At 71.7% G+C, this 20,201-nt stretch carries 17 protein-coding genes and 1 tRNA gene; 12 read left to right on the forward strand and 6 right to left on the reverse strand.

Annotated features, from left to right (window positions below):
• Window positions 1–92 precede the first annotated feature (92 nt).
• Entirely contained in the window at window positions 93–575 is a 483-nt protein-coding gene (locus tag ABZV93_RS06355) for a pyridoxamine 5'-phosphate oxidase family protein (RefSeq protein WP_354931277.1), read from the forward strand.
• A 399-nt stretch (window positions 576–974) separates the two neighbouring features.
• Here the strand turns inward: ABZV93_RS06355 and ABZV93_RS06360 are convergent.
• Window positions 975–1,048: transfer RNA gene (locus ABZV93_RS06360), tRNA-Gly, on the reverse strand.
• A 124-nt stretch (window positions 1,049–1,172) separates the two neighbouring features.
• On the opposite strand from ABZV93_RS06360, the gene dcd reads away from it, so the two are divergent.
• The 3 genes from dcd to ABZV93_RS06375 all read left to right on the forward strand — a co-directional run bounded on the left by dcd (window position 1,173) and on the right by ABZV93_RS06375 (window position 5,032).
• Window positions 1,173–1,748 carry a dCTP deaminase gene (gene dcd / locus ABZV93_RS06365; protein ID WP_354931280.1) on the forward strand — a complete coding sequence of 192 codons (576 nt, stop codon included), beginning with the start codon at window positions 1,173–1,175 and terminating at the stop codon, window positions 1,746–1,748.
• Between the two features lie 171 nt (window positions 1,749–1,919).
• Complete coding sequence (locus tag ABZV93_RS06370) at window positions 1,920–4,016, forward strand: hypothetical protein (protein WP_354931283.1); 2,097 nt, start codon at window positions 1,920–1,922, stop codon at window positions 4,014–4,016.
• 170 nt (window positions 4,017–4,186) lie between these two features.
• Complete coding sequence (locus ABZV93_RS06375; protein WP_354931286.1) at window positions 4,187–5,032, forward strand: endonuclease/exonuclease/phosphatase family protein; 846 nt, start codon at window positions 4,187–4,189, stop codon at window positions 5,030–5,032.
• Between the two features lie 35 nt (window positions 5,033–5,067).
• Here the strand turns inward: ABZV93_RS06375 and ABZV93_RS06380 are convergent, their stop codons facing one another.
• The 5 genes from ABZV93_RS06380 to ABZV93_RS06400 form a co-directional block, all read right to left on the reverse strand.
• On the reverse strand, window positions 5,068–5,298 hold the full coding sequence (locus tag ABZV93_RS06380; protein WP_354931289.1) for a hypothetical protein: 231 nt from the start codon (window positions 5,296–5,298) through the stop codon (window positions 5,068–5,070).
• 62 nt (window positions 5,299–5,360) lie between these two features.
• Entirely contained in the window at window positions 5,361–5,567 is a 207-nt protein-coding gene (locus tag ABZV93_RS06385; protein ID WP_354931292.1) for a hypothetical protein, read from the reverse strand.
• A 69-nt stretch (window positions 5,568–5,636) separates the two neighbouring features.
• Window positions 5,637–6,485 carry a DUF4097 family beta strand repeat-containing protein gene (locus ABZV93_RS06390; RefSeq protein WP_354931295.1) on the reverse strand — a complete coding sequence of 283 codons (849 nt, stop codon included), beginning with the start codon at window positions 6,483–6,485 and terminating at the stop codon, window positions 5,637–5,639.
• A 123-nt stretch (window positions 6,486–6,608) separates the two neighbouring features.
• Window positions 6,609–7,139, reverse strand: coding sequence for a toxin-antitoxin system HicB family antitoxin (locus tag ABZV93_RS06395; protein WP_354931298.1), 531 nt, complete (start codon window positions 7,137–7,139; stop codon window positions 6,609–6,611).
• 69 nt (window positions 7,140–7,208) lie between these two features.
• The gene (locus tag ABZV93_RS06400; protein WP_354931301.1) at window positions 7,209–9,650 is read right to left on the reverse strand and encodes a (Fe-S)-binding protein; all 2,442 of its coding nucleotides are present in this window, start codon (window positions 9,648–9,650) and stop codon (window positions 7,209–7,211) included.
• A 314-nt stretch (window positions 9,651–9,964) separates the two neighbouring features.
• On the opposite strand from ABZV93_RS06400, the gene ABZV93_RS06405 reads away from it, so the two are divergent.
• From ABZV93_RS06405 to ABZV93_RS06440, 8 genes are all read left to right on the forward strand, one after another.
• Window positions 9,965–11,104 carry an ATP-binding cassette domain-containing protein gene (locus ABZV93_RS06405; RefSeq protein WP_354931304.1) on the forward strand — a complete coding sequence of 380 codons (1,140 nt, stop codon included), beginning with the start codon at window positions 9,965–9,967 and terminating at the stop codon, window positions 11,102–11,104.
• A complete protein-coding gene (locus ABZV93_RS06410; RefSeq protein ID WP_354931307.1) occupies window positions 11,101–11,751 on the forward strand; it encodes an ABC transporter permease in 651 nt (216 codons plus the stop codon). The genes ABZV93_RS06405 and ABZV93_RS06410 overlap by 4 nt, the downstream gene beginning before the upstream one ends.
• A complete protein-coding gene (locus tag ABZV93_RS06415) occupies window positions 11,748–12,521 on the forward strand; it encodes an ABC transporter permease (protein WP_354931310.1) in 774 nt (257 codons plus the stop codon). The genes ABZV93_RS06410 and ABZV93_RS06415 overlap by 4 nt, the downstream gene beginning before the upstream one ends.
• Window positions 12,522–12,600: 79 nt before the next feature.
• A complete protein-coding gene (locus ABZV93_RS06420) occupies window positions 12,601–13,521 on the forward strand; it encodes an ABC transporter substrate-binding protein (RefSeq protein ID WP_354931313.1) in 921 nt (306 codons plus the stop codon).
• 350 nt (window positions 13,522–13,871) lie between these two features.
• On the forward strand, window positions 13,872–15,200 hold the full coding sequence (locus tag ABZV93_RS06425) for a YeeE/YedE family protein (protein ID WP_354931316.1): 1,329 nt from the start codon (window positions 13,872–13,874) through the stop codon (window positions 15,198–15,200).
• Window positions 15,201–15,474: 274 nt separating this feature from the next.
• On the forward strand, window positions 15,475–17,133 hold the full coding sequence (gene hutH, locus ABZV93_RS06430; protein WP_354931319.1) for a histidine ammonia-lyase: 1,659 nt from the start codon (window positions 15,475–15,477) through the stop codon (window positions 17,131–17,133).
• Entirely contained in the window at window positions 17,130–18,899 is a 1,770-nt protein-coding gene (hutU, locus tag ABZV93_RS06435) for a urocanate hydratase (protein ID WP_354931322.1), read from the forward strand. Before hutH ends, hutU begins: the two co-directional genes overlap by 4 nt.
• Complete coding sequence (locus ABZV93_RS06440; protein ID WP_354931325.1) at window positions 18,896–20,167, forward strand: allantoate amidohydrolase; 1,272 nt, start codon at window positions 18,896–18,898, stop codon at window positions 20,165–20,167. Before hutU ends, ABZV93_RS06440 begins: the two co-directional genes overlap by 4 nt.
• The last annotated feature ends 34 nt before the right edge of the window (window positions 20,168–20,201 follow it).

Genomic DNA, 20,201 nt, shown 5'->3' on the forward strand with positions numbered 1-20,201 from the left:
GCTCAGTTGAGCGTGCGACCCGGCGCGCGACGCCCTGGCCGTGCCATCCACGTGCCACGACGGTTGTCGGTGGTGCCTGGCAGGTTGTCGGCATGCAAACACACCGACATGTGCCGATAGCCGATCGTCCCTCGCCTGAGGGCTACGGCATCCCCGACAGTGATGAAGGCCTGCTCCCCTGGGAATACGTCACCCAGCGCATGGACACTGCGGCAAACTACTGGATCGCCACAACCGACCGGGCGGGGCGGCCGCATGCCAGGCCGGTGTGGGGGGCGTGGGTAGACCAGAGACTGTACTTCGGTGGTGGTGAGACCCTCTGGGCGCGGAGTCTTCGGGTCAACCCGCATGCCTCAGTGCATCTCGACAGCAGTGAGCAGGCCATCATTCTCGAGGGTCCGGTTTCGCGGCTTGAGGAGGACGGTGACCCCGAGTTGCTGGAGCGGATCAAGGACGTGTACGAAGCGAAGTACGACATGCGCCACCCCGCGCCGTTCTGGGTGCTGGAGCCATCGGTCGTCTATGGCTGGACCGAGTTCCCTAGGACAGTGACTCGCTGGCGGTTGAGGTCGTAGGAGACTGCGCTCCACTCCCGTCAGTCGGACAGCATGTCCGCACCTGGGGTTGTGTGTAGGGCGATCACGGTGAAGGAGCGTCGGGCTTTGGCTTGTCCCTGGCTCGACGCACGGCACCATCCAGTCGCGGCGGCGACACGGGTCAGTGCGCGTGACTGATGGCCCGGATGGGGAACGACCCGATAAGTGCGGCGCTGATCTATCAGCACGCGACGAGCGAGGCTGACCGGACTGTTGCTCGGGCTCTTGGCGTCTAGGTCGCGGAGGTGGAGAGGCGGACCAGGCCCGGCGATGGCCCGTACGATGACGGCTCGGTTGATGATGTCGAGCACGCGAGCTGATGGCGGCCAGACGAAGGCCCGGGCTTCCCGATCATGGGGTTGGCCTGGGCCTTTGTGGTGGAGCGGGTGACGGGAATCGAACCCGCACTGTCAGCTTGGGAAGCTGATGTTCTGCCATTGAACTACACCCGCAGCGCGCCGCCGGTGAGGCGGCGCCCGCCGCCACGAAGGCGACGATCGCTCAGAATACTACCCATCCCCGGCGCGCCGCCGACGGCATGTCCTCCTGCCGACTCGGGTTCGGTAAGTTGCCTGCGTGCTGCTCTCCGACCGCGACATCCGCATCGAGCTCGACAAGGGCCGGGTGGTCCTCGACCCGTTCGAGCCCGGGTTCGTCCAGCCGTCCAGTGTGGACGTACGCATGGACCGCTACTTCCGGGTGTTCGAGAACCACCGCTACCCCCACATCGACCCGGCCGAGGAGCAGCCCGACCTGACCCGCCTGGTCGAGTGTGAGAAGGGCGAGTCGTTCATCCTGCACCCGGGCGAGTTCGTCCTGGCCTCGACGTACGAAGTGATCACGCTGCCCGACGACATCGCCGCCCGGCTGGAGGGCAAGTCCAGCCTCGGCCGGCTGGGCCTGCTCACCCACTCCACGGCGGGCTGGATCGACCCCGGTTTCTCCGGTCACGTGACCCTCGAGCTGTCCAACGTCGCCACGTTGCCGATCAAGTTGTGGCCGGGGATGAAGATCGGCCAGCTGTGCTTCTTCCGGCTCACCTCGCCGGCAGAGCATCCCTACGGCTCCGAGCGCTACGGCTCCCGCTACCAGGACCAGCGCGGCCCGACTCCTTCCAGGTCGTACCGGAATTTCCACCGCGCCGACATCTGAGCCTGGCGGACGGCCCGCCAGCTAGGGCTTGAGTCCCCTACTCCGGCGGTCCTCGCGGACACATTCTGCGAGAAAGGGACCGTCCGCCGTCCTGCGGCCGGGTGCGCCCCGGGCTGCCGACGCGCGGGCCGGGAGCGCTCGGGTCCGGGGCCGTCCAAGCCGGAGGTTGCGATGCCGGGCGCCACTCGCGCGAAGACCATGCGCCCCACCACGGCGCAGCTGGCAACGGCACTCGACCGGATGCTGCCGGCGGCCCGCATGGTCGAGATCGACACGGTGGACCTCGCGCTGTCCCCCGAGGACGCCTGGGAAGTGATCCGGCGCGGCGACCTCTTCACCCACTCTCGGCTGGGCCGCACCCTCGCCACGCTGCGCAAGGTCCCGGAACGCCTGGGGACACCCATGCGGGAACCGGGCGTCCAGGTGCTCGCGGAGGACAGTCCGCACGAGATGGTCGTCGGCGCGGTCGGCAAGGTGTGGCGGGCGCGGGTCGCGCTGGTGGAGGTGCCCTCAGCGAAGGCGTTCATGGAGTTCGACCGGCCGGGGTTCGTCAAGGCGGCCTGGGCGTTGCGGCTGGTGCCGCTGGGTGAGGGCGCGACCCGGGTGACGTTGGAGGTACGGGCGGACGCGACCGACGCGGCAACCTGGCGGCGGTTCCGGCGCCACCTGCGGGTCTTCGGCCCCGGGTCACGGCTGCTGCGCCGGCGGATGATGGCGGGTCTCGGCCGGGCGCACGGGCCGAAGGAGGAAGCCCGTACGGACGGGATGGTCCCCGGCGAGCTGCGTGCCGACGAGCTGCGCGACGAGGCGGCGCGTTCGGACGAGAGCCGTACGGCAGAAGGCCGTACGCCGGGCGAACTCGCGGAGGCCGGCCGCAGTCGGCGCGGAGTGGCCGCCGTCATGGGCGCGGGGAGCGCGGCGGCGGGCGCAGCGGGCTCGGTAGGCACGGCCGCGGGCGGGCTCGCCCGCCGGCTGACCAGGCAACGGCAGCGACCCGCGAAACCCCGACGGACCCCTGCCGCCGCACGCGCCCTGCCCGGCGACGAACTCATCCCAGACGCCGACGGCCAGCTCACCCAGGAGGTGACCATCCACGCCCGGCCGACGACGATCTGGCCCTGGCTGGTGCAGATGGGCACCGGCCGGGCCGGCTTCTACAGCTTCGACCTCCTCGACAACGCCGGCCGGCGCAGCGCCCGCGAGCTGCACCCGGAGTTCCAGGACCTGCGGGTCGGCGACGTGATCCCGGCGACGCCGGAGGGCGGGGCGGGACTCGACGTGCTCGTCCTGCATCCGGCCCGGGTCCTCGTCCTCGGCGGGCTCGTCGACCGGCTGAGCAACACGCAGCTGCCGTTCGCCGCCACCAGGCCGGAGCGGTTCTGGCAGGCGACCTGGGCGTTCGTCCTCGAACCCGTCGACGACGACACCACCCGGCTGACCGCGCGGCTGCGGATGGCGTGCGGAGCACGCGGGCGGCTGCACACCCGCTGGATCAGCCCGCTGCACCACGTGGCCCAGAACCACCAGCTCCGCCGGATCGCCGCCCGCGCGGAGGGCCGTCTTCCTCGCGACGACTGGCGCGACGTCACTGCCGGGCTGGGCGCGGCCGCCAGGATGGCGGCCGGTGTGGCGACGCCGTTCCTGCGCGGGCGGCGGCGTAACTGGGGCCTCGCCGACGACGACCCGGCAGCCGTACGCGACCGGACCTATCCCGGCGACCACCTGATCCCCGAGCCGCGCTGGGGCTTCACCCACGCGATCGAGATCAACGCGCCGGTGGAACGCGTGTGGCCGTGGGTCCAGCAGGTCGGCGCCGACCGGGCCGGCTTCTACAGCTACCAGTGGCTGGAGAACCTCGTCGGCTGCGGGATCCGCAACGCCGAGACGCTGCACCCGGAATGGACCGCGGAGGAGGGCGGCGAACTTCTCGTGCATCCCAAGGTGGCGCCGCTGCGGCTGGTGACGCTCTCGCCGGGCCGGTCGTTCGTGGCGTACGTGGACGACGAGACGGCACGCGAGGAGGGCCGGCCGTGGGCGCGGGCCACCTGGCTTTTCGCCGTCGAACCGCTGAACGCGCGCCGGACGAGGTTCATCAGCAGGTTCCGCGCGGACTCCTCCGAGGACCTGGTCACCCGGCTGACGTTCGGGCCGAGCCTGCTGGAGCCGATCAGCGTCGTGATGGACCGGGCGATGCTGCAGGGTGTGAAGCAGCGGGCCGAGCGGCAGCCCGGACCGCTGGTGCCCCGGCCCCGCCCCGGCGACGGCTGACGGTTCCTACCGCTCACGCTTCGTACTGAGTTCGTCCTGGATTCGTACGAGGTTCGTGCCGGCTTCGTACTGATCACGGTTCGTGCAGCCGGCATCTCGTACTGCCCGATCATGGCCGTGGTCGCAGCCCCGAGGTGGCGGCCCCGGGCGATCTGGGCCACAGTGGCACCGTGTTGCAGCCCGAAACTGACACCGTGTCCACGCCGCTGGTCGGCCGCGCCGCGCCGCCCCACCTGCAGGTGATGTCGTTCAACCTGCGCAACGCCGTGGGCGACGGATCCGACCCGTGGTCCGAACGCCAGGCCGCCAGCCGTGCCCTCCTCCGGGCCGAGCTCCCGACGGTGATCGGCACCCAGGAAGGCCTCTACCAGCAGCTACGCGAGGTGGCCGAGGGGTTGCCCGACGAGTACGAATGGATCGGCACCGGGCGGGAGGGCGGCAGCCGCGGCGAGTTCATGGCCGTGTTCTTCGACGCCTCCCGGCTCGAACCCCGCGAGTTCGACCACTTCTGGCTCTCCGACCAGCCCAACCTCGTGGGTTCGTCGTCCTGGGGCAACGATGTGGTCCGGATGGCGACCTGGGTGCGCTTCCGCGACCGGTCCACGGGCGTGACGTTCGTGGTCCTCAACACCCACCTCGACCATGCCGTGGACGAGGCCCAGCGCCGCGGCGCCGAACTCGTCGCCGAGCGGCTGGGCGAGTTCGACCCCGACCTGCCGGTGCTGGTGACCGGCGACTTCAACGTGGCGGCGGAGACGTCCGCGCCGTACGAAAGCCTGGTCGGAAAGGCCGGCCTGGTGGACACCTGGACCGTCGCGGACGAGCGGCTGTCACCGGCGTACGCGACGTTCCACGGCTACCGGCCGCCGGAGGTGGGCGGCGACCGCATCGACTGGATCCTCGCCCGCCCTGGCGTGCGGGTTCCGGTCGCGGCGATCAACACCTACACCCTCGGCGGCCGGTGGGCCTCCGACCACTGGCCGGTCCAGGCCCTGGTCGAGCTCCCGCGCGACTGAGGCGGTTGCCTCCCGGGCCGGCCCTGATCTGGTGGCTAGCCCGACGGGCGGGCCAGTCGTTGCGCGGGCAACGTCATCCGGCGCTGCGTGCGGTAGATGGCGGCGGGCTCCAACCGGTCGGCGAGGCCGCGTAGGAGCCGGGCGAACCAGGGGCGCAACGTGGGTCTGCCCGCGGTGCGCATCGGCGTGGCGTGGTGCCTGTCGGCGAGGGCGCGGAGTTCGGCCTGGCGCTGCTGGGCGATTTCGTACGCCGGGAAGGTGCTCATGGTGGGTTGCTCCGTTTCGGGGGTGACGAGGGCGCTGTCGGACGGGGTGTCCGCGGCGCTGGTCAGGAGATGGGTAGCGCGGGGCGAGCCGTGCCCGGGTGGATGCGGTCGGCCAGCCGGTGCAGCAGGCCGGCCACTTCGCGCCGCGCCGGGCCGGGGGTGGGACCCCCGGCCGTGCGGAGGCGAGCCGCGAGCTGGTCCGTACGGCGCTCGGCGAGGACGGCTTCGGTGCGCTGCCTGGCGGCGGCGTGGAGGTAGTGGTCGTTCATGGTGCGCCTCTCGCGGCGGGTTCGATGGTCGGGAAGGGATCGATCAGGAAGGGAAGAAGGGGGCCGGGTTCAGCGGGCGCGGACGATCGAGACGTCGCCGCTGAGAGTGCGGGCACGCAGCTCGACCGACTCGTCACCCTCGCCGGGCTCGCCGGCGTCGTGGAGATCGGAGTGCACGTCACCGGACAGCGAGGACACGTCCAGCCAGGCGGCCACTCCGGCGACGATGCCGACGGTGACGTCTCCGGACGCGGTTTCCACCGAGACCTGGCCGCGGCGGACGCTGGGCAGTGAGACGTCACCGGACGCGGACCGAGCCTCGACCGAGCCGCCCGCGACGGCGACCGACGTGTCACCGGATGCGGTCTGCACGCGTACGTTTCCACCGACCGGGCCCAGGTCGAAGTCGCCGGAGGCGCTGGCCACCTGAAGGTCACCACCGACCTCGCCGAGAGTGACGTCGCCGGACGCGCTCTGCACCTTCGCTGCTCCGTCCACCCGCCGGCAGGTGACGTCGCCGCTCGCGGTCTGGACCTCCAGCTCGCCGACCTCCTCGAGTTCGACGTCGCCGGAGGCGGTGTTGAGGTTGACGTCCCCCAGCCGGCCGACGGCCCGCAGGTCCGCGGACGCCTTGGTCCCCCGTACGTTCGAGCCGGTCGGCACGGCGACTCGTACGTAGATGGCGCCGGAGCGGCCGAGCCGGCCGAACTCCTTGCCGTCGGGTGACTCGATCACGACCGCACCGTCCCGCTGCTCCACGAGAGTCTGCTCTGCAGCCTCGGCGTCGGCGGGCTTGTTCGAGTTGTACGGGCGGACCTCGACCTCGGTGTCGGCCCGGTCGGAGGCCTCGATGAGGACCTCACCGGACTGGACGCGCAGCCGCAGGGTCACGGGTTCAGGGGTGGCGAAAGTAGGCATGCTGGCTCCTCGGGGTGAGCTGGTGAGTGAAGGAGATGTGCTGTGCGCCCGGAGTCTCGGGCGCTGCGCGGCTCCGGGGCTGGGGGTCGGGCGGCCCCGAGCCGCGTTGGTCCGCCGGGCGGGCTAGCGCACCCAGCCGGTGACGCGCTTGCCCACGCGCGGGCCGGACCGGCCGCGCGAGCCACGCGGCCCTCCGCTCGGAGAGCTGTCGGAGAGGGCCGAGCTCACCGCACGGACCAGCCAGGTGTTGACCGAGACGCCCTCGCGGGCGGCGGCCTCCTCGGCCCGGACCTTCAGCGACTCGGGCAGTCGCAGGGTGACCCGGGAGGTGCCCTGCTCGGTGTCACCCGGCGGGGGCGGCGGGGGAGGCGACGGCGGTCCCGCCGGCTCCTCCTCCGGAAGGTGTGCACTCGGCGGCGGGGTGACGACGAACTCCGGCTCGCGGCCGCGCAGGCGCACCTCGACCGAGCCCGGTGCGAGCTCGCGGGTGACCTCCTCGGCGGCGGTGGAGAGTGCGTCCATCAGAGCAAGCCGTACGGCAGCGTCCAGCGCGGCCGTCAGGCGCTCCGCGGCGATCCGGGCTTCCTGCCCGGCAACCTCCGCCGCGACCGAGAGGTCGCGGCGGATGCTGTCGACGTACGGTGCGAGTTCCATGACGTCATCATGGCGTCATCCACGACGCCATGTCAACCACCAATATCGTCAGGATGACGTCATCTGGCGCTATCGCGACGTCACCCCCGTGTCGTCGGCGTCACCGTCGGCCCGCGAGGCCTGGTGGATGTTCTGGTCGCTGGGCTGGTCGCCGGGCTGGTTGTGGGCGTCGGCACCGCCGGCGGTGTCCGCGGTCCCGGCGGTGTTCGAGGCGCCGGCAGCGCTCTCCTCGCCGTTCGCCGCGCGCGGCGCGAGGGTGCCTCGCCGCACCGACTCCAGCAGCAACTGGGCGACGTCGATCACCTCGACCTCGTCCCTGGCGGCCCCCTCGGACTGCTTCTGGGTCAGCCCGTCGGAGAGCATCGTCTTGCAGAACGGGCAGCCGGTGGCGATCTGGTCGGCCCCGGTGGCCACGGCCTCCTCGGTGCGGTTGAGGTTGATCCGGGAGCCGATCCGCTCCTCCATCCACATCCGGGCACCACCGGCACCGCAGCAGAACGACTCCTTGCCGCTGCGGGGCATCTCGCGTACCTCGACCCCCGGCAGCGCACCGAGCAGCTCCCGCGGCGGCTCGTAGACCTGGTTGTGCCGACCGAGGTAACACGGGTCGTGGTAGGTGATCGGCCGCCCGGCCGAGCCGTTGCCCGTGCCGTTTCCGCCGGCGTCCGCCGCGACCGGCGTCAGCTTCTTCTCCCGGACCAGCCGGTTGAGCAGCTGGGTGTGGTGCACCACCTCCAGCTCCAGGCCGAGCTGGCGGTATTCGTTCTTGATGGTGTTGAAGCAGTGCGCGCAGGTGACCACCGCCTTGGTGGCGCCGGCCTCCTTCAGCGTCTCGACGTTTTGCTGGGCGAGCATCTGGTAGACGAACTCGTTGCCCGCGCGCCGGGCCGGGTCACCGCTGCAGGTCTCCGCCTCGCCGAGTACGGCGAACGAGACGCCGGCGATGTGCAGAAGTTCGGCGACGGCACGGGTGGTCCGCTTCGCGCGGTCGTCGTAGGCGCCGGCGCACCCGACCCAGAAGAGGTACTCCACCTCGCCCAGGCTCTCCACGTCGCCGCCGATCACCGGCACCTCGAACGGCAGGTCCTTCGCCCAGTCCAACCGGGCGGAGGGGTTCATGTTCCACGGGTTTCCCTTGTTTTCAAGGCCCCGGAACAACTGGTTGAGCTCGCTCGGGAACTCCGACTCCACCAGCACCTGGTTGCGGCGCATGTCCATCACGTGGTCGACGTGCTCGATGTCAACCGGGCATTGCTCCACGCAGGCACCGCAGGTGGTGCAGCCCCACAGCACGTCGGGGTCGATCAGCGCGGTGGCCGAACCGTCGCCGGCCACGCCGTAACCGGTGATCCCGTGGCCGGAGGCGCCGTGACCGATGGCGGCGCCGCCGGTCGAGCCGTCGGAGGTCGTGGTCGTCGGGCCGACCAGGGGCCGCTCACCCTCGGCGCGTACGGCGTCGGGCAGGGACGCGCGTGCCTCCTCGTCCGCCTGGAGGTAGGGCGCCTTCGCGTACCCGTGGTCGCGCAGCGTCGTCACCAGCAGCTTGGGCGACAGCGGCTTGCCGGTGTTCCAGGCCGGGCACTGCGACTGGCACCGACCGCACTCGGTGCAGGTGGTGAAGTCGAGCAGCCCCTTCCAGGTGAACTCCTCGACCGCGCCGACGCCGAAGATGTCGTCCTCGCCCGGGTCCTCGAAGTCGATCGGCTCACCGCGCGAACGCATCGGCGGCAGCGGCCCGAGTGCGGTGCCGCCGTCGGCCTCCCGCTTGAACCAGACGTTGAAGAACGCGGTGAAGCGGTGCCAGGCCACCCCCATGGTGGCGTTCAGTGCGATCACCAGGAACCACGCCATCGACACCACGATCTTGGCCGTGGCCACCGCCAGGATCGCGGTGCCGAGGGCGGCCGCGCTCATGCCGGTGAAGCCCGCGACCAGCGGGGCACTGATCGGGTAGTGGATGCTCCACCCGCGCTGGCCGGCCAGTGCGCCCTCCAGGCCGCGCAGCGCCAGGATGCACGCCGCGATCGCGACGATCGTCCACTCGACGTAGTAGGCCTGCCAGAACGTCGACCCGGCGAACCTGCTGCCCCGCCCGAGCCGCCGCGGGTGCCTGAGCTGACGAATCACCATCAACGTGAGGATCGCCACGAGGGTGAGGAACGCGATCACTTCGGACGCCGCTTCGTAGGGCCACCAGTGCCCGATCACCGGCAGCGCCCACTCCGGCCCCGCGTAGATCTGGCCGTACGCGGTGACCAGGGTGAAGAAGAGCGCGCCGAAGCCGACGAACACGAACCAGTGCGCCACTCCGACCAGGCGCCACTTCGCCAGCCTGGAGTGGCCGATCGTCTCCCGCAGCAGGGTCAGCCAGCGCTGACCGGGCCGGTCGGTGCGGCCGGCAGCCGGCTGGCCGAGCCGGATCACCCCGACCATCGCGGCCGCGGTGCGCGCGACCAGCGCGACCGCTACCAGGGTGATCACGGTGGAGATGACGATCGCTGCGACACGCATGCGCGGCGCCCTTCTCGGAAGCGGCTTCTCGGAACGGCTGTGGTGGTTCGAGGGTAGGAGGTCGGACCGACACCGCGGGTCGCCGGGCCGTTTCGCCCGGCGGATCCGCGCGACTGGGTCACCGGGGTGGCCGGCGCCGGACCGGCCGGGGTAGTTTCATTGGCTGGTCGCAACCGAGGGTGAGCATTTCCGAGTTCTGCCACTGTCGGTGCACGCGGCTAGGGTGGGGTGGATTTTCGGCGCGCGGTCGTGACAGGCCGGAGTCACTACGACACCAGGCGGCCAGGCGTGCTCGTCGACCGAGGAGGGCCGACGTGATCGAGTTCGAATCCGTGACCAAGCGTTACCCCGATGGAACCGTAGCGGTCGACCAGGTGGACCTCCGGGCTCCGTCCGGGGAGATCACGGTGCTCGTCGGACCCTCCGGATGCGGGAAGACGACGTCCCTGCGGATGATCAACCGCATGGTGGAGCCGACATCGGGCCGCATCCTGATCGACGGCGAGGACACCGGCACGACAAATCCCGCGCAGCTTCGCCGCGGCATCGGTTACGTCATCCAGCACGCCGGCCTGTTCCCCCACCGCACGGTGGTCGACAACGTCGCGACCGTCCCGCTGCTGCTGGGGTGGAGCAGAAAGAAGGCGCGCGCGCACGCTGCGGAGTTGATCGAACGCGTCGGCCTGGACGCACATCTGGGTGACCGTTATCCCGCGCAGCTGTCCGGCGGGCAGCAGCAGCGGGTGGGAGTGGCGCGGGCGCTGGCCGCCGATCCTCCGGTGATGCTGATGGACGAGCCGTTCAGCGCCGTCGACCCAGTCGTACGTGAGAGCCTGCAGGAGGAGTTCCTGCGCCTGCAGGACGAACTCGACAAGACGATCGTGTTCGTCACGCACGACATCGACGAGGCGATCAAGCTGGGAGACCGGGTGGCGGTTTTCCGTACCGGCGGGCGCCTTGCGCAGTTCGCCGAGCCGAAGCGGCTGCTGGAGCACCCGGCGGACGAGTTCGTCGCGGGCTTCGTCGGCAAGGACCGCGGCTACCGCGCCCTGTCGTTCACCCCGGCCGACGGCATCTCGCTGAACGACGAACCCACCGTGCGGCTGGGCGCCCCGATCGCCGACGCCCGCGCGGCCGCCGTCGACGGGTGGGTGCTGGTCGTCGACGACGAGAAGCGTCCGCAAGGCTGGCTTGACGCACAGAACTCCCGCCAGGACGCGGTTGACAGCGACCACCTCAACCGCGCCGGCACGGTGGCGTCCGTGGACGGCTCCCTGCGAGGAGTGCTCGACGCCGCGCTGTCCTCGCCCACCGGACGCGGCGTGGTCGCCGACCCGGCCGGCCGCCTGCTCGGCACCATCACCGCCGGCCCGGTTCTCGCCCGGCTCGACCAGCCGACCGCGGGCCGGAGCGCACCCGGCCAGTCCGCCGAGCCGGAGGTCGCGAACCCGTGATCTCCTGGGTCGGCGACAACGCCGGAACCATCACGTCGTACTTCCTGCAACACGTCTGGCTGGCGACGCTGCCGCTGGTGATCGCCCTGGTGCTGGCGATCCCGCTGGGCTGGGTGGCCAGCCGGTTCGGCTGGCTGCACACGCCGATGATCGGCGTGACCGGACTGCTCTACACGATTCCGTCGCTGGCGCTGTTCGTCGTGCTGCCGCTCATCCTGGGCACGCAGATCCTCGACCCGATCAACGTCGTGGTGGCGTTGACGATCTACTCGCTGGCGCTGCTGGTCCGCACCGTCGCCGACGGGCTGGGCTCGGTTCCAGGTGACGTCGAGCAGGCCGCGACCGCGATGGGCTACACCGGTTTCCGCCGGTTCTTCGCCGTCGACCTGCCGGTGGCGGTGCCGGTCATCGCCGCGGGCATGCGGGTCGCCGCGGTGTCCAACGTCAGCCTGGTCGCGGTATCGGCGCTGCTCGGCGTACCCCAGCTCGGGCTGCTGTTCACCGACGGGCTCAACCGGAACTACTTCCCGCCGCTGGTCGCCGGCATCGTGCTGTGCGTCGTCCTCGCGCTCGCGCTGGATGCGCTCATCCTGGTGCTGACCCGGCTGCTGGCCCCGTGGCAGCGCATCGCGAGGGGGACCCCATGATCTCGTCGGTGATCGGCTGGTTCGCCGACCCGGACCACTGGAGCGGCGGCGACGGCATCCCGGCCCGGCTGCTCGAGCACATGGAGTATTCCCTGGCTGCGCTGCTGATCGCGGCGCTGATCGGCATCCCGCTCGGCCTCTACATCGGCCACACCGGACGCGGCGCGTTCCTCGTCGCGGGCCTCGCCAACTCCCTGCGCGCGCTGCCCTCGCTGGGTCTGCTGGTGGTGATGGCCCTGCTGCTGGGCCCACGGATCCACGGCGACCTGGTCTACGTCATCCCGAGCATCTTCGTCCTGGTCGTGCTGGCCGTCCCACCGATCCTGGCCAGTACGTACTCGGGAGTGCAGGGAGTCGACCCGGCCGCCCGTGACGCGGCGTACGGCATGGGCATGACCGGCATGAGCGTGCTCACCAAGGTCGAGGCGCCGTGCGCGCTGCCGCTCATCCTGTCCGGAGTGCGCAGCGCCATGCTGCAGATCATCGCCACCGCCACCATCGCCGCGATCACCTCACTCGGCGGCCTGGGCCGGTTCATCGTCGACGGCCAGGCGGTTCGCGACTACGCCCAGATGGTCGGCGGCTCGATCCTGGTCGCCGCGCTGGCGATCGTGGTCGAGGCGATCCTGGCCCTGGTGCAGCGGCTGGTGGTCCCGACCGGCCTCACCAGCAGGGCGCAGCGACGGGCGTCGGTCGTCTCGGCCGAGCGCACGGAGATGGAGCCGGACGCCGAGGTGCCTGGCCCGGAGGAACTCGCCGGAGCCCGCTGAGATCTGTACGCCTGACACCCGCGAGCACGTACGGCGCGACCAGGCCGCGCAACCGTCACCCACCAAGGAGATACCCGTCATGAAGTTCGCAAGGATCGCCGCCGCGGCGACGGTCGCGTTGCTCGCCCTCGCCGGGTGCGGGGGCGGCGGCAACCCGATGACCGAGAACACCAAGGCTCCCGCGACCAAGGCGCCGGCCGACACGATCGTGGTCGGCTCCGCCGACTTCCCCGAGAGCACGCTGGTCGGTGAGATCTACGCCGGCGCGCTGCGGGCCAAGGGAGTCAAGGTCACCACGAAGTTCGGCATCGGCGCCCGCGAGATCTACCTCAAGGCGCTCGAGGACGGGTCCATCGACCTGATCCCCGAGTACACCGGAAACCTCCTGCAGGCGTTCGACGCGAAGACGAAGGCATCCACCTCCGAGGACGTCTACGCCGAGCTGAAGAAGGCCACGCCGAGCAAGCTCACCGTGCTCGAACAGGCCGGCGCGGAGGACAAGGACGCCGTGGCGGTGACCAAGGAGACGGCCGCGAAGTACAAGCTGAAGAAGCTCAGCGACCTCAAGCCGGTCGCGGGCAAGCTGGTGCTCGGCGGCCCGCCGGAGTGGAAGACCCGCGAGCGTTCCGGCGTACCGGCGCTGAAGCAGGTCTACGGCCTGCAGTTCAAGGGCGACTACAAGTCGCTCAAGGGCACCCTGATCCCGCAGGCGCTCGCCAACGGCCAGGTCGACGCGGCCAACATGTTCACCACCGACCCGGTGGTGCAGAAGAACGGCTTCGTCCTGCTGGACGACGACAAGAACCTCTTCCCGGCGCAGAACGTCGTGCCGCTGATCAACAAGTCCAAGGCGTCGCCGAAGGTCGAGGAGGCGCTGAACGGCGTCTCGGCCAAGCTCGACACCAAGACGCTGCTCGCGCTGAACACCCAGGTCGTCGTGGACAAGAAGGACGCGTCCGCGGTGGCCAAGGAGTGGCTCGCCAGGAACGGCCTGGTCTGAAGCCTCACCCAGGGTTGAGCCCAGGTTCGTTCGGGGCTCACAGGACTGACAACCGGCGGGACGCCGGCTTCGGGAGACCGGAGCCGGCGCCCCGCCGGTTTCGTCTGCCGCACGCGGGACGTGTCCACATTTCGAGCTGAACGTCCATGATGCGAGACGACGGTTCGGTGTCCGCCACGAATCCGACCTATGGTGTCGGCCATGCGTAGCCCGGCCTGCCAGCTCTGCCTGGCCCTGTTCGCCACCGAGCTCGTCCTCGTCGACGACGAGCTCTGCCGCTGAACTCTCGCTCGCCCTCGGCGAGCGGCGCCGAAGTCCGCAGATTTTCCTCCTCAGCAGAGAGTGCGCCCATGTCCAGCGGCACCACCTCGACCTCCGGGTCCACCGCGTCCCCCGGCTCCACCGGCACCGGCGTTCTGACCAGAACCGCCTCCACGCCGAGGCGCTTCCTGACCTCCGCCACCTCCGCCCCCACCCCGCAGCCCGCACCACTCGGACCCGTCTCGCGGGTGCCGCTGGTGGTCGCCACGCTCGGCACGATCGCGCTGGCCGCCTACGTCTGGGTGTCGTACGGCGCAAAACCCGGCGTCCTGCTCCTGCTCGGCGCCGGGCTCGGCGTCGCGTTGTTCCACTCCAGGTTCGGCTTCACCTCCGCGTGGCGGCAGCTGGTCGCGGTCGGCAACGGCGCGGGCCTGCGGGCGCACGCGTTGCTGCTCGGCACCACGGCCACGCTGTTCGCACTGGTCATCGGCACCGGCACCGGTCTGTTCGGCAGCGTCCCCGCGCCGAGTGCCGGTCCCCTCGGCGTCGGCCTGCTGGTCGGCTCGTTCCTGTTCGGCGTGGGCATGCAGATCGGTGGTGCCTGCGCGTCCGGGACGCTGTTCGCGGTCGGCTCCGGCCAGTCCGCCATCGTGCTCACCCTCGGCGGCTTCATCGTCGGCTCGGTCGTCTACGCCTGGGCCTACCCGCTCGTCGACACCCTGCCGACGCTCCAGCCGTACGTCCTCGCCGACCACGTCGGCTGGCTGGGCTCGTGGGCGATCACGATCCTGGCGCTGCTGGTGGTCGTCGCGGTGACCCGGGTCGTCCAGGCCCGCCGGGTGCCGCCGCCGGTCGCGCCGGTGCCGACCAGCCGCGGCGCCCTGCGCGCCATCCGCGGCTCCTGGCCGCTGTGGGTCGGCGCGGTCGCCCTCGCCGTGCTGGGCGCCGCCGTCCTGGTGGTGTCCGGCGGTGCGTGGGGCGTGACCAGCGCGTTCACCCTGTGGGGTTCGAAGGCGCTGCAGGCCGTCGGGTTCCACCCGGAGACGTGGGCGTACTGGCAGGAGCCCAAGCAGGCGCAGACGCTCGCCGGTCCGATCCTCACCGACAAGACGAGCCTGACGGACATCGGCATCATGCTGGGTGCCGCGGTGGCCGCGGCCGCCGGAGGCGTGTGGACGCTGCACAGCCGGATCCCGGCGCGTACGGCGATCGCGGCCGTGCTCGGCGGCATCCTGATGGGCGTCGGCGCCCGGCTGGCCGGCGGCTGCAACATCGGCGCCTACCTCGCGGGCATCGCGTCCGGCAGCCTGCACGGGTGGGTGTGGGGGCTGTGCGCCCTCCTCGGAACCTGGGTCGGCCTGCGGGGCCGCGCCGCGTTCGGGCTCGCCAACCCGCGCCGCGACGACAGCGTCTGCTGACCACCCCGTCGAACCCGCCGAACCTCTCGAAGGCCCTCGCTCCGGCGAGGGCCTTCGCGTTGCCAGTGACTTCTGGTTGCCAGTGCCTTCCGGTGGTGGATGACCGGCGTCGGCAAGTGGTTGGCGAAGGTCGGTGGCTGGCGGCGCCCGCTGCCCTGACGGTGCTCTCGTCGTCGCCGTCGAATGTTCACCGTGCCGCTGCGCGCCCGCGCTGTGACATAGGGGATTCCCGTCAACGCTGGCACGGCGGCCTCACGCGCAGTGGAATTGGTGCATGGTCGACTTCGCCCAGGCCGACACCGTCCAGGTCGGCACCGGACCGCTCATCGAGGCCGACGTCGTCGCGGTGGCGCGGTACGCAGCCCGGGTGATCCTCGCCCCCGAGGCGTTGACCGCCCTGGTCGCCGGGCGGGCGGCGGTGAAGCGGCTCGGCTCGTCGACCTCACCGGCGTACGGCATATCCACCGGTTTCGGCGCACTCGCCACCCGGCACATCCCGCCCGAGTCGCGGGCCCGGCTGCAGCGCAGCCTCATCCGTTCCCACGCCGCCGGCTCGGGTCCGGAGACGGAGACCGAGGTGGTCCGGGCGATGATGCTGCTCCGGCTGTCCACCCTCGCCACCGGCCGGACCGGCGTACGGCCGGAGACTGCGGAGGCGCTGCAGGCGCTGCTGAACGCCGGAATCACGCCGGTCGTCCCGGAGCACGGCAGTCTCGGCTGCTCCGGTGACCTCGCCCCGCTGGCACACGTGGCGCTGGCCCTGACCGGCGAGGGCGAGGTCCGTACGGCCGTCGGCTCCGGGCTTGAGTCGGCCGGCCTGGTCCAGCCCGCCGCCCAGGCTCTCGCGGCCGCCGGCATCAGCCCCGTGGTGCTGGGCGAGAAGGAGGGCCTCGCCCTCATCAACGGCACCGACGGCATGCTCGGGATGCTCGTGCTCGCCTGCCACGACCTGGACCGGCTGATCCGGACCGCTGACCTCACCGCCGCGATGAGCGTGGAGGCGCTGCTCGGCACCGACCGTGTGTTCGCGCCCGAACTCCAGGCGCTGCGCCCGCATCCGGGCCCGGTCGCCGCGGCGGCGCACATGCGGGCACTGCTGGCCGGCTCCGCGATCGTGGCCAGTCACGCCGGCCCGGCCGACACCCGCGTCCAGGACGCGTACTCCCTGCGTTGTGCACCACAGGTCAACGGCGCGGCGCGGGACACCCTGGCACACGCGCGTTCGGTGGCGGAGTACGAGCTCGCCTCGGCGATCGACAACCCGGTGGTGCTGCGCGACGGCCGGGTGGAGTCCAACGGCAACTTCCACGGTGCGCCGCTCGCGTACGTGCTCGACTTCCTCGCGATCGTCGCCGCCGACGTGGCGAGCATGTCCGAACGCCGTACCGACCGGTTCCTCGACGTCGCCCGCAACCACGGCCTGCCGGCGTTCCTCGCCGACGACCCGGGCCTGGACTCCGGCCACATGATCGCGCAGTACACCGCGGCGGCGATCGTCAGCGACCTGAAGCGGCTCGCCGTACCGGCCAGCGTGGACTCCATCCCTTCCTCGGCGATGCAGGAGGACCACGTGTCGATGGGCTGGTCGGCCGGCCGCAAGCTGCGGCAGTCGGTCGACGGTCTCACCCGGGTGCTGGCGATCGAGTTGCTGACCGCGGCGCGGGGACTGGACCTGCGGGTGCCGCTGGCGCCGGCACCGGCGACCGCCGCGGCGCTGCGAGAGCTCCGGCTGCGGGTCTTCGGGCCCGGGCCGGACCGGCAGATGTCCCGGGAGATCGACGCTGCGGTGGCCGTGGTCACCGACGGGCTCGCCCTCGCCGCCGCCGACACAGTGGTCGAGCGTGGCGCACTGGCGGAGGGCGGCGGTCCGGACGAGGCTGGTGGGAGCGGCACCGACCAGCCGCACCGACCCCGGCCAGGAGGTTCCGGATGACCCACTCGCCGGCCGACACCCATTCCAGCTGCCCGCGCACGGTGACGGCCCCGCGCGGCGCCACCCTGCACGCTCGCGGCTGGCCGCAGGAGGCGGCGCTGCGGATGCTGCAGAACAACCTCGACCCGGAGGTGGCCGAGCATCCGCAGGACCTCGTTGTGTACGGCGGAAGTGGCCGGGCCGCCCGCGACTGGGCGAGCTTCGACGCCCTGGTGCGCACGCTCACCACGCTGGCCGACGACGAGACGATGCTGGTGCAGTCGGGCCGCCCGGTCGGGGTGCTGCGTACCGACGAGTGGGCGCCGCGGGTGCTGATCGCCAACTCCAACCTGGTGCCGGACTGGGCGACCTGGGAGGAGTTCCGCCGGCTGGAGGCGCTCGGGCTCACGATGTACGGCCAGATGACGGCCGGCTCGTGGATCTACATCGGTACGCAGGGCATTCTGCAGGGCACGTACGAGACGTTCGCCGCGGTCGCGGCCCGGCTCGCCGAGCGCGGCGTCACCCGGCCGGAGGCCGCCGGCTCGCTGGCCGGGACGCTCACCGTCACCGCGGGCCTGGGCGGGATGGGCGGCGCCCAGCCGCTCGCGGTGACCATGAACGGCGGCGTGGTGATCTGCGTGGAGTGCGACGACAGCCGGATCCGCCGCCGCCTCGACCACCGCTACCTCGACGTCCGCGCGGACTCCCTCGACCACGCACTGCGGCTGGCCGAGGAGGCGGTGCGGGCGAGGCGGCCGCTGTCGGTGGGGGTGCTCGGCAACGCGGCCGAGGTGGTGCCGGCGCTGCTCGCGCGAAGCGCCCCGGTCGACGTGGTGACCGACCAGACCTCCGCGCACGACCCGCTGATGTACCTCCCGCTCGGGGTGGGCTTCGACGAGTGGGCCGCCGAGCGCGCGCGTGACCCCGAGGGAATCGTGGAGCGGGCGCGGGAGTCGATGGCCCGTCACGTCGAGGCGATGGTGGGCTTCCTGGACACGGGAGCGGAGGTGTTCGACTACGGCAACTCCATCCGCGACGAGGCCCGCAAGGGCGGGTTGACGCGGGCGTTCGCGTTTCCCGGTTTCGTTCCGGCGTACATCCGGCCGTTGTTCTGCGAGGGCAAGGGGCCGTTTCGCTGGGTGGCGCTGTCCGGCGACCCGGCCGACATCGCGCGGACCGACAAGGCGGTGCTCGAACTCTTCCCCGACAACGAGCCGCTGGCCCGGTGGATCCGGCTGGCCGGCGAGCGGATCCACTTCCAGGGGCTGCCGGCGCGGATCTGCTGGCTCGGCTACGGCGAACGCGACCGGGCCGGGCTACGGTTCAACGAGCTGGTCGCCTCCGGGGAGGTCTCGGCGCCGATCGTGATCGGCCGCGACCACCTCGACGCCGGCTCGGTCGCCTCGCCCTACCGCGAGACCGAGGCGATGGCCGACGGCTCGGACGCGATCGCCGACTGGCCGCTGCTGAACGCGATGGTGAACGTCGCCTCCGGTGCCGCCTGGGTCTCCCTGCACCACGGTGGCGGCGTCGGCATCGGCCGGTCGATCCACGCCGGCCAGGTCACCGTCGCCGACGGAACACCCCTCGCGGCCCGTAAGCTCGCCCGGGTGCTGGGCAACGACCCGGCCACCGGGGTCATCCGGCACGTCGACGCGGGGTACGAACGAGCCGAGGAGACCGCGCGCCGGCTCGGCGTACGCACACCCATGCGGGAAGGGCCGGCGGAAGATTCGGCGGAGGGGTCGGCAGGGGGTTCGGTGGAAGGATCCGTGCAGGCATGACAGCGGCCGGGAGTGGCTCGTTCGGGAACGGCTTCGAGCAGATGTGGAAGGCGCTGGCGCCGATCGGCCGGGACGACCGCACCGGCGGATACCACCGCTACTCGTGGACGCCGGCGCACCAGCAATGCGAGCGGTGGTTCCGGGACGAGGCCGACCGCCGCGACCTGGCGGTGGAGGCCGACGGCAGCGGCAACCTGGTCGCGTGGTGGCGGCCCGATCCCGCGCGGGTGACCGGGGGCGTGGTCACCGGTAGCCACCTGGACTCCGTACCCGACGGCGGTGGCTACGACGGGCCGCTCGGCGTGGTCTCGGCCTTCGCGGCACTGGACGCAATCCGGGCCGGCGCCGCTGACGGGGGAAGCGAGCCGACCCGGCCGCTGGGGATCGCGGTGTTCGCGGAGGAGGAGGGCGCGCGGTTCGGGGTGCCCTGCCTGGGCTCGCGGCTGCTGACCGGAGCGCTGGAGCCGGACCGCGCACGCGGTCTGCGGGACGCCGACGGCGTGTCGCTCACCGACGCGATGGAGCGGGCCGGCGTGGCGGTCGACCTCGGCCCCGCACCCGGCCTGCTGCGCGCGCCGTCGGCGTTCGTCGAACTCCACGTCGAGCAGGGCAGGACACTGGCCGACGTGGGCGCGCCGGTGGCCGTCGCACGGGACATCTGGCCGCACGGACGCTGGCGGTTCGAGTTCGGCGGGCGGGCCGACCATGCCGGGACGACCGCGATGGCCGACCGGCACGACCCGATGCTGACGTACGCCATGACCGCGCTCGCCGCCAACAAGCGTGCCCGGCTCACCACCGCCCGGACGACGTTCGGCCGGGTGCTGGTCGAGCCGAACGCCACCAACGCCGTGCCCTCCCTCGTCCGCGCCTGGCTGGACGCCCGCGCCGCCGACGAGGCGAGCCTGGACGCCCTGGTGGAGGAGATCCGCCGGCAGGCCGGTGACCGCGCCCAGCGCGACGGCACCCGGCTCGAGGTGCACCCGGAGTCGTGGACGCCGCGCGTGGAGTTCGACGTACGCCTGCGCGACCGGGTGGCGGCCCGGCTCGGTTCACCGCCGGTCCTGTCCACCCAGGCCGGCCACGACGCGGGCATCCTCGCCGCCGCCGGGATCCCGTCCGCGATGCTGTTCGTCCGTAATCCCACGGGTGTGTCGCACGCGCCGGAGGAGTACGCCGAACCCTCCGACTGCCTCGCCGGCGTGGACGCGCTGACCGCCGTCCTCGCCGACCTGCTGGCCGGAGAGCCGGACGGGGCCGGCGGATGAGTTCCGGATGAGTTCCGGATGAGCCCCGGATCGA

The organism is Actinopolymorpha sp. NPDC004070 (genome assembly GCF_040610475.1).
Classification (GTDB): Bacteria; Actinomycetota; Actinomycetes; order Propionibacteriales; family Actinopolymorphaceae; genus Actinopolymorpha.

Bases quoted from the DNA above. Each gene is read 5' to 3' on its own strand.
- ABZV93_RS06385 (WP_354931292.1), bottom strand. From the start codon at position 5,567: ATGAACGACCACTACCTCCACGCCGCCGCCAGGCAGCGCACCGAAGCC.
- ABZV93_RS06390 (WP_354931295.1), bottom strand. From the start codon at position 6,485: ATGCCTACTTTCGCCACCCCTGAACCCGTGACCCTGCGGCTGCGCGTC.
- ABZV93_RS06380 (WP_354931289.1), bottom strand. From the start codon at position 5,298: ATGAGCACCTTCCCGGCGTACGAAATCGCCCAGCAGCGCCAGGCCGAA.
- hutU (WP_354931322.1), top strand. From the start codon at position 17,130: ATGACCCACTCGCCGGCCGACACCCATTCCAGCTGCCCGCGCACGGTG.
- ABZV93_RS06370 (WP_354931283.1), top strand. From the start codon at position 1,920: ATGCCGGGCGCCACTCGCGCGAAGACCATGCGCCCCACCACGGCGCAG.
- ABZV93_RS06400 (WP_354931301.1), bottom strand. From the start codon at position 9,650: ATGCGTGTCGCAGCGATCGTCATCTCCACCGTGATCACCCTGGTAGCG.
- ABZV93_RS06395 (WP_354931298.1), bottom strand. From the start codon at position 7,139: ATGGAACTCGCACCGTACGTCGACAGCATCCGCCGCGACCTCTCGGTC.
- ABZV93_RS06415 (WP_354931310.1), top strand. From the start codon at position 11,748: ATGATCTCGTCGGTGATCGGCTGGTTCGCCGACCCGGACCACTGGAGC.
- ABZV93_RS06440 (WP_354931325.1), top strand. From the start codon at position 18,896: ATGACAGCGGCCGGGAGTGGCTCGTTCGGGAACGGCTTCGAGCAGATG.
- ABZV93_RS06355 (WP_354931277.1), top strand. From the start codon at position 93: ATGCAAACACACCGACATGTGCCGATAGCCGATCGTCCCTCGCCTGAG.
- hutH (WP_354931319.1), top strand. From the start codon at position 15,475: ATGGTCGACTTCGCCCAGGCCGACACCGTCCAGGTCGGCACCGGACCG.
- ABZV93_RS06420 (WP_354931313.1), top strand. From the start codon at position 12,601: ATGAAGTTCGCAAGGATCGCCGCCGCGGCGACGGTCGCGTTGCTCGCC.
- ABZV93_RS06425 (WP_354931316.1), top strand. From the start codon at position 13,872: ATGTCCAGCGGCACCACCTCGACCTCCGGGTCCACCGCGTCCCCCGGC.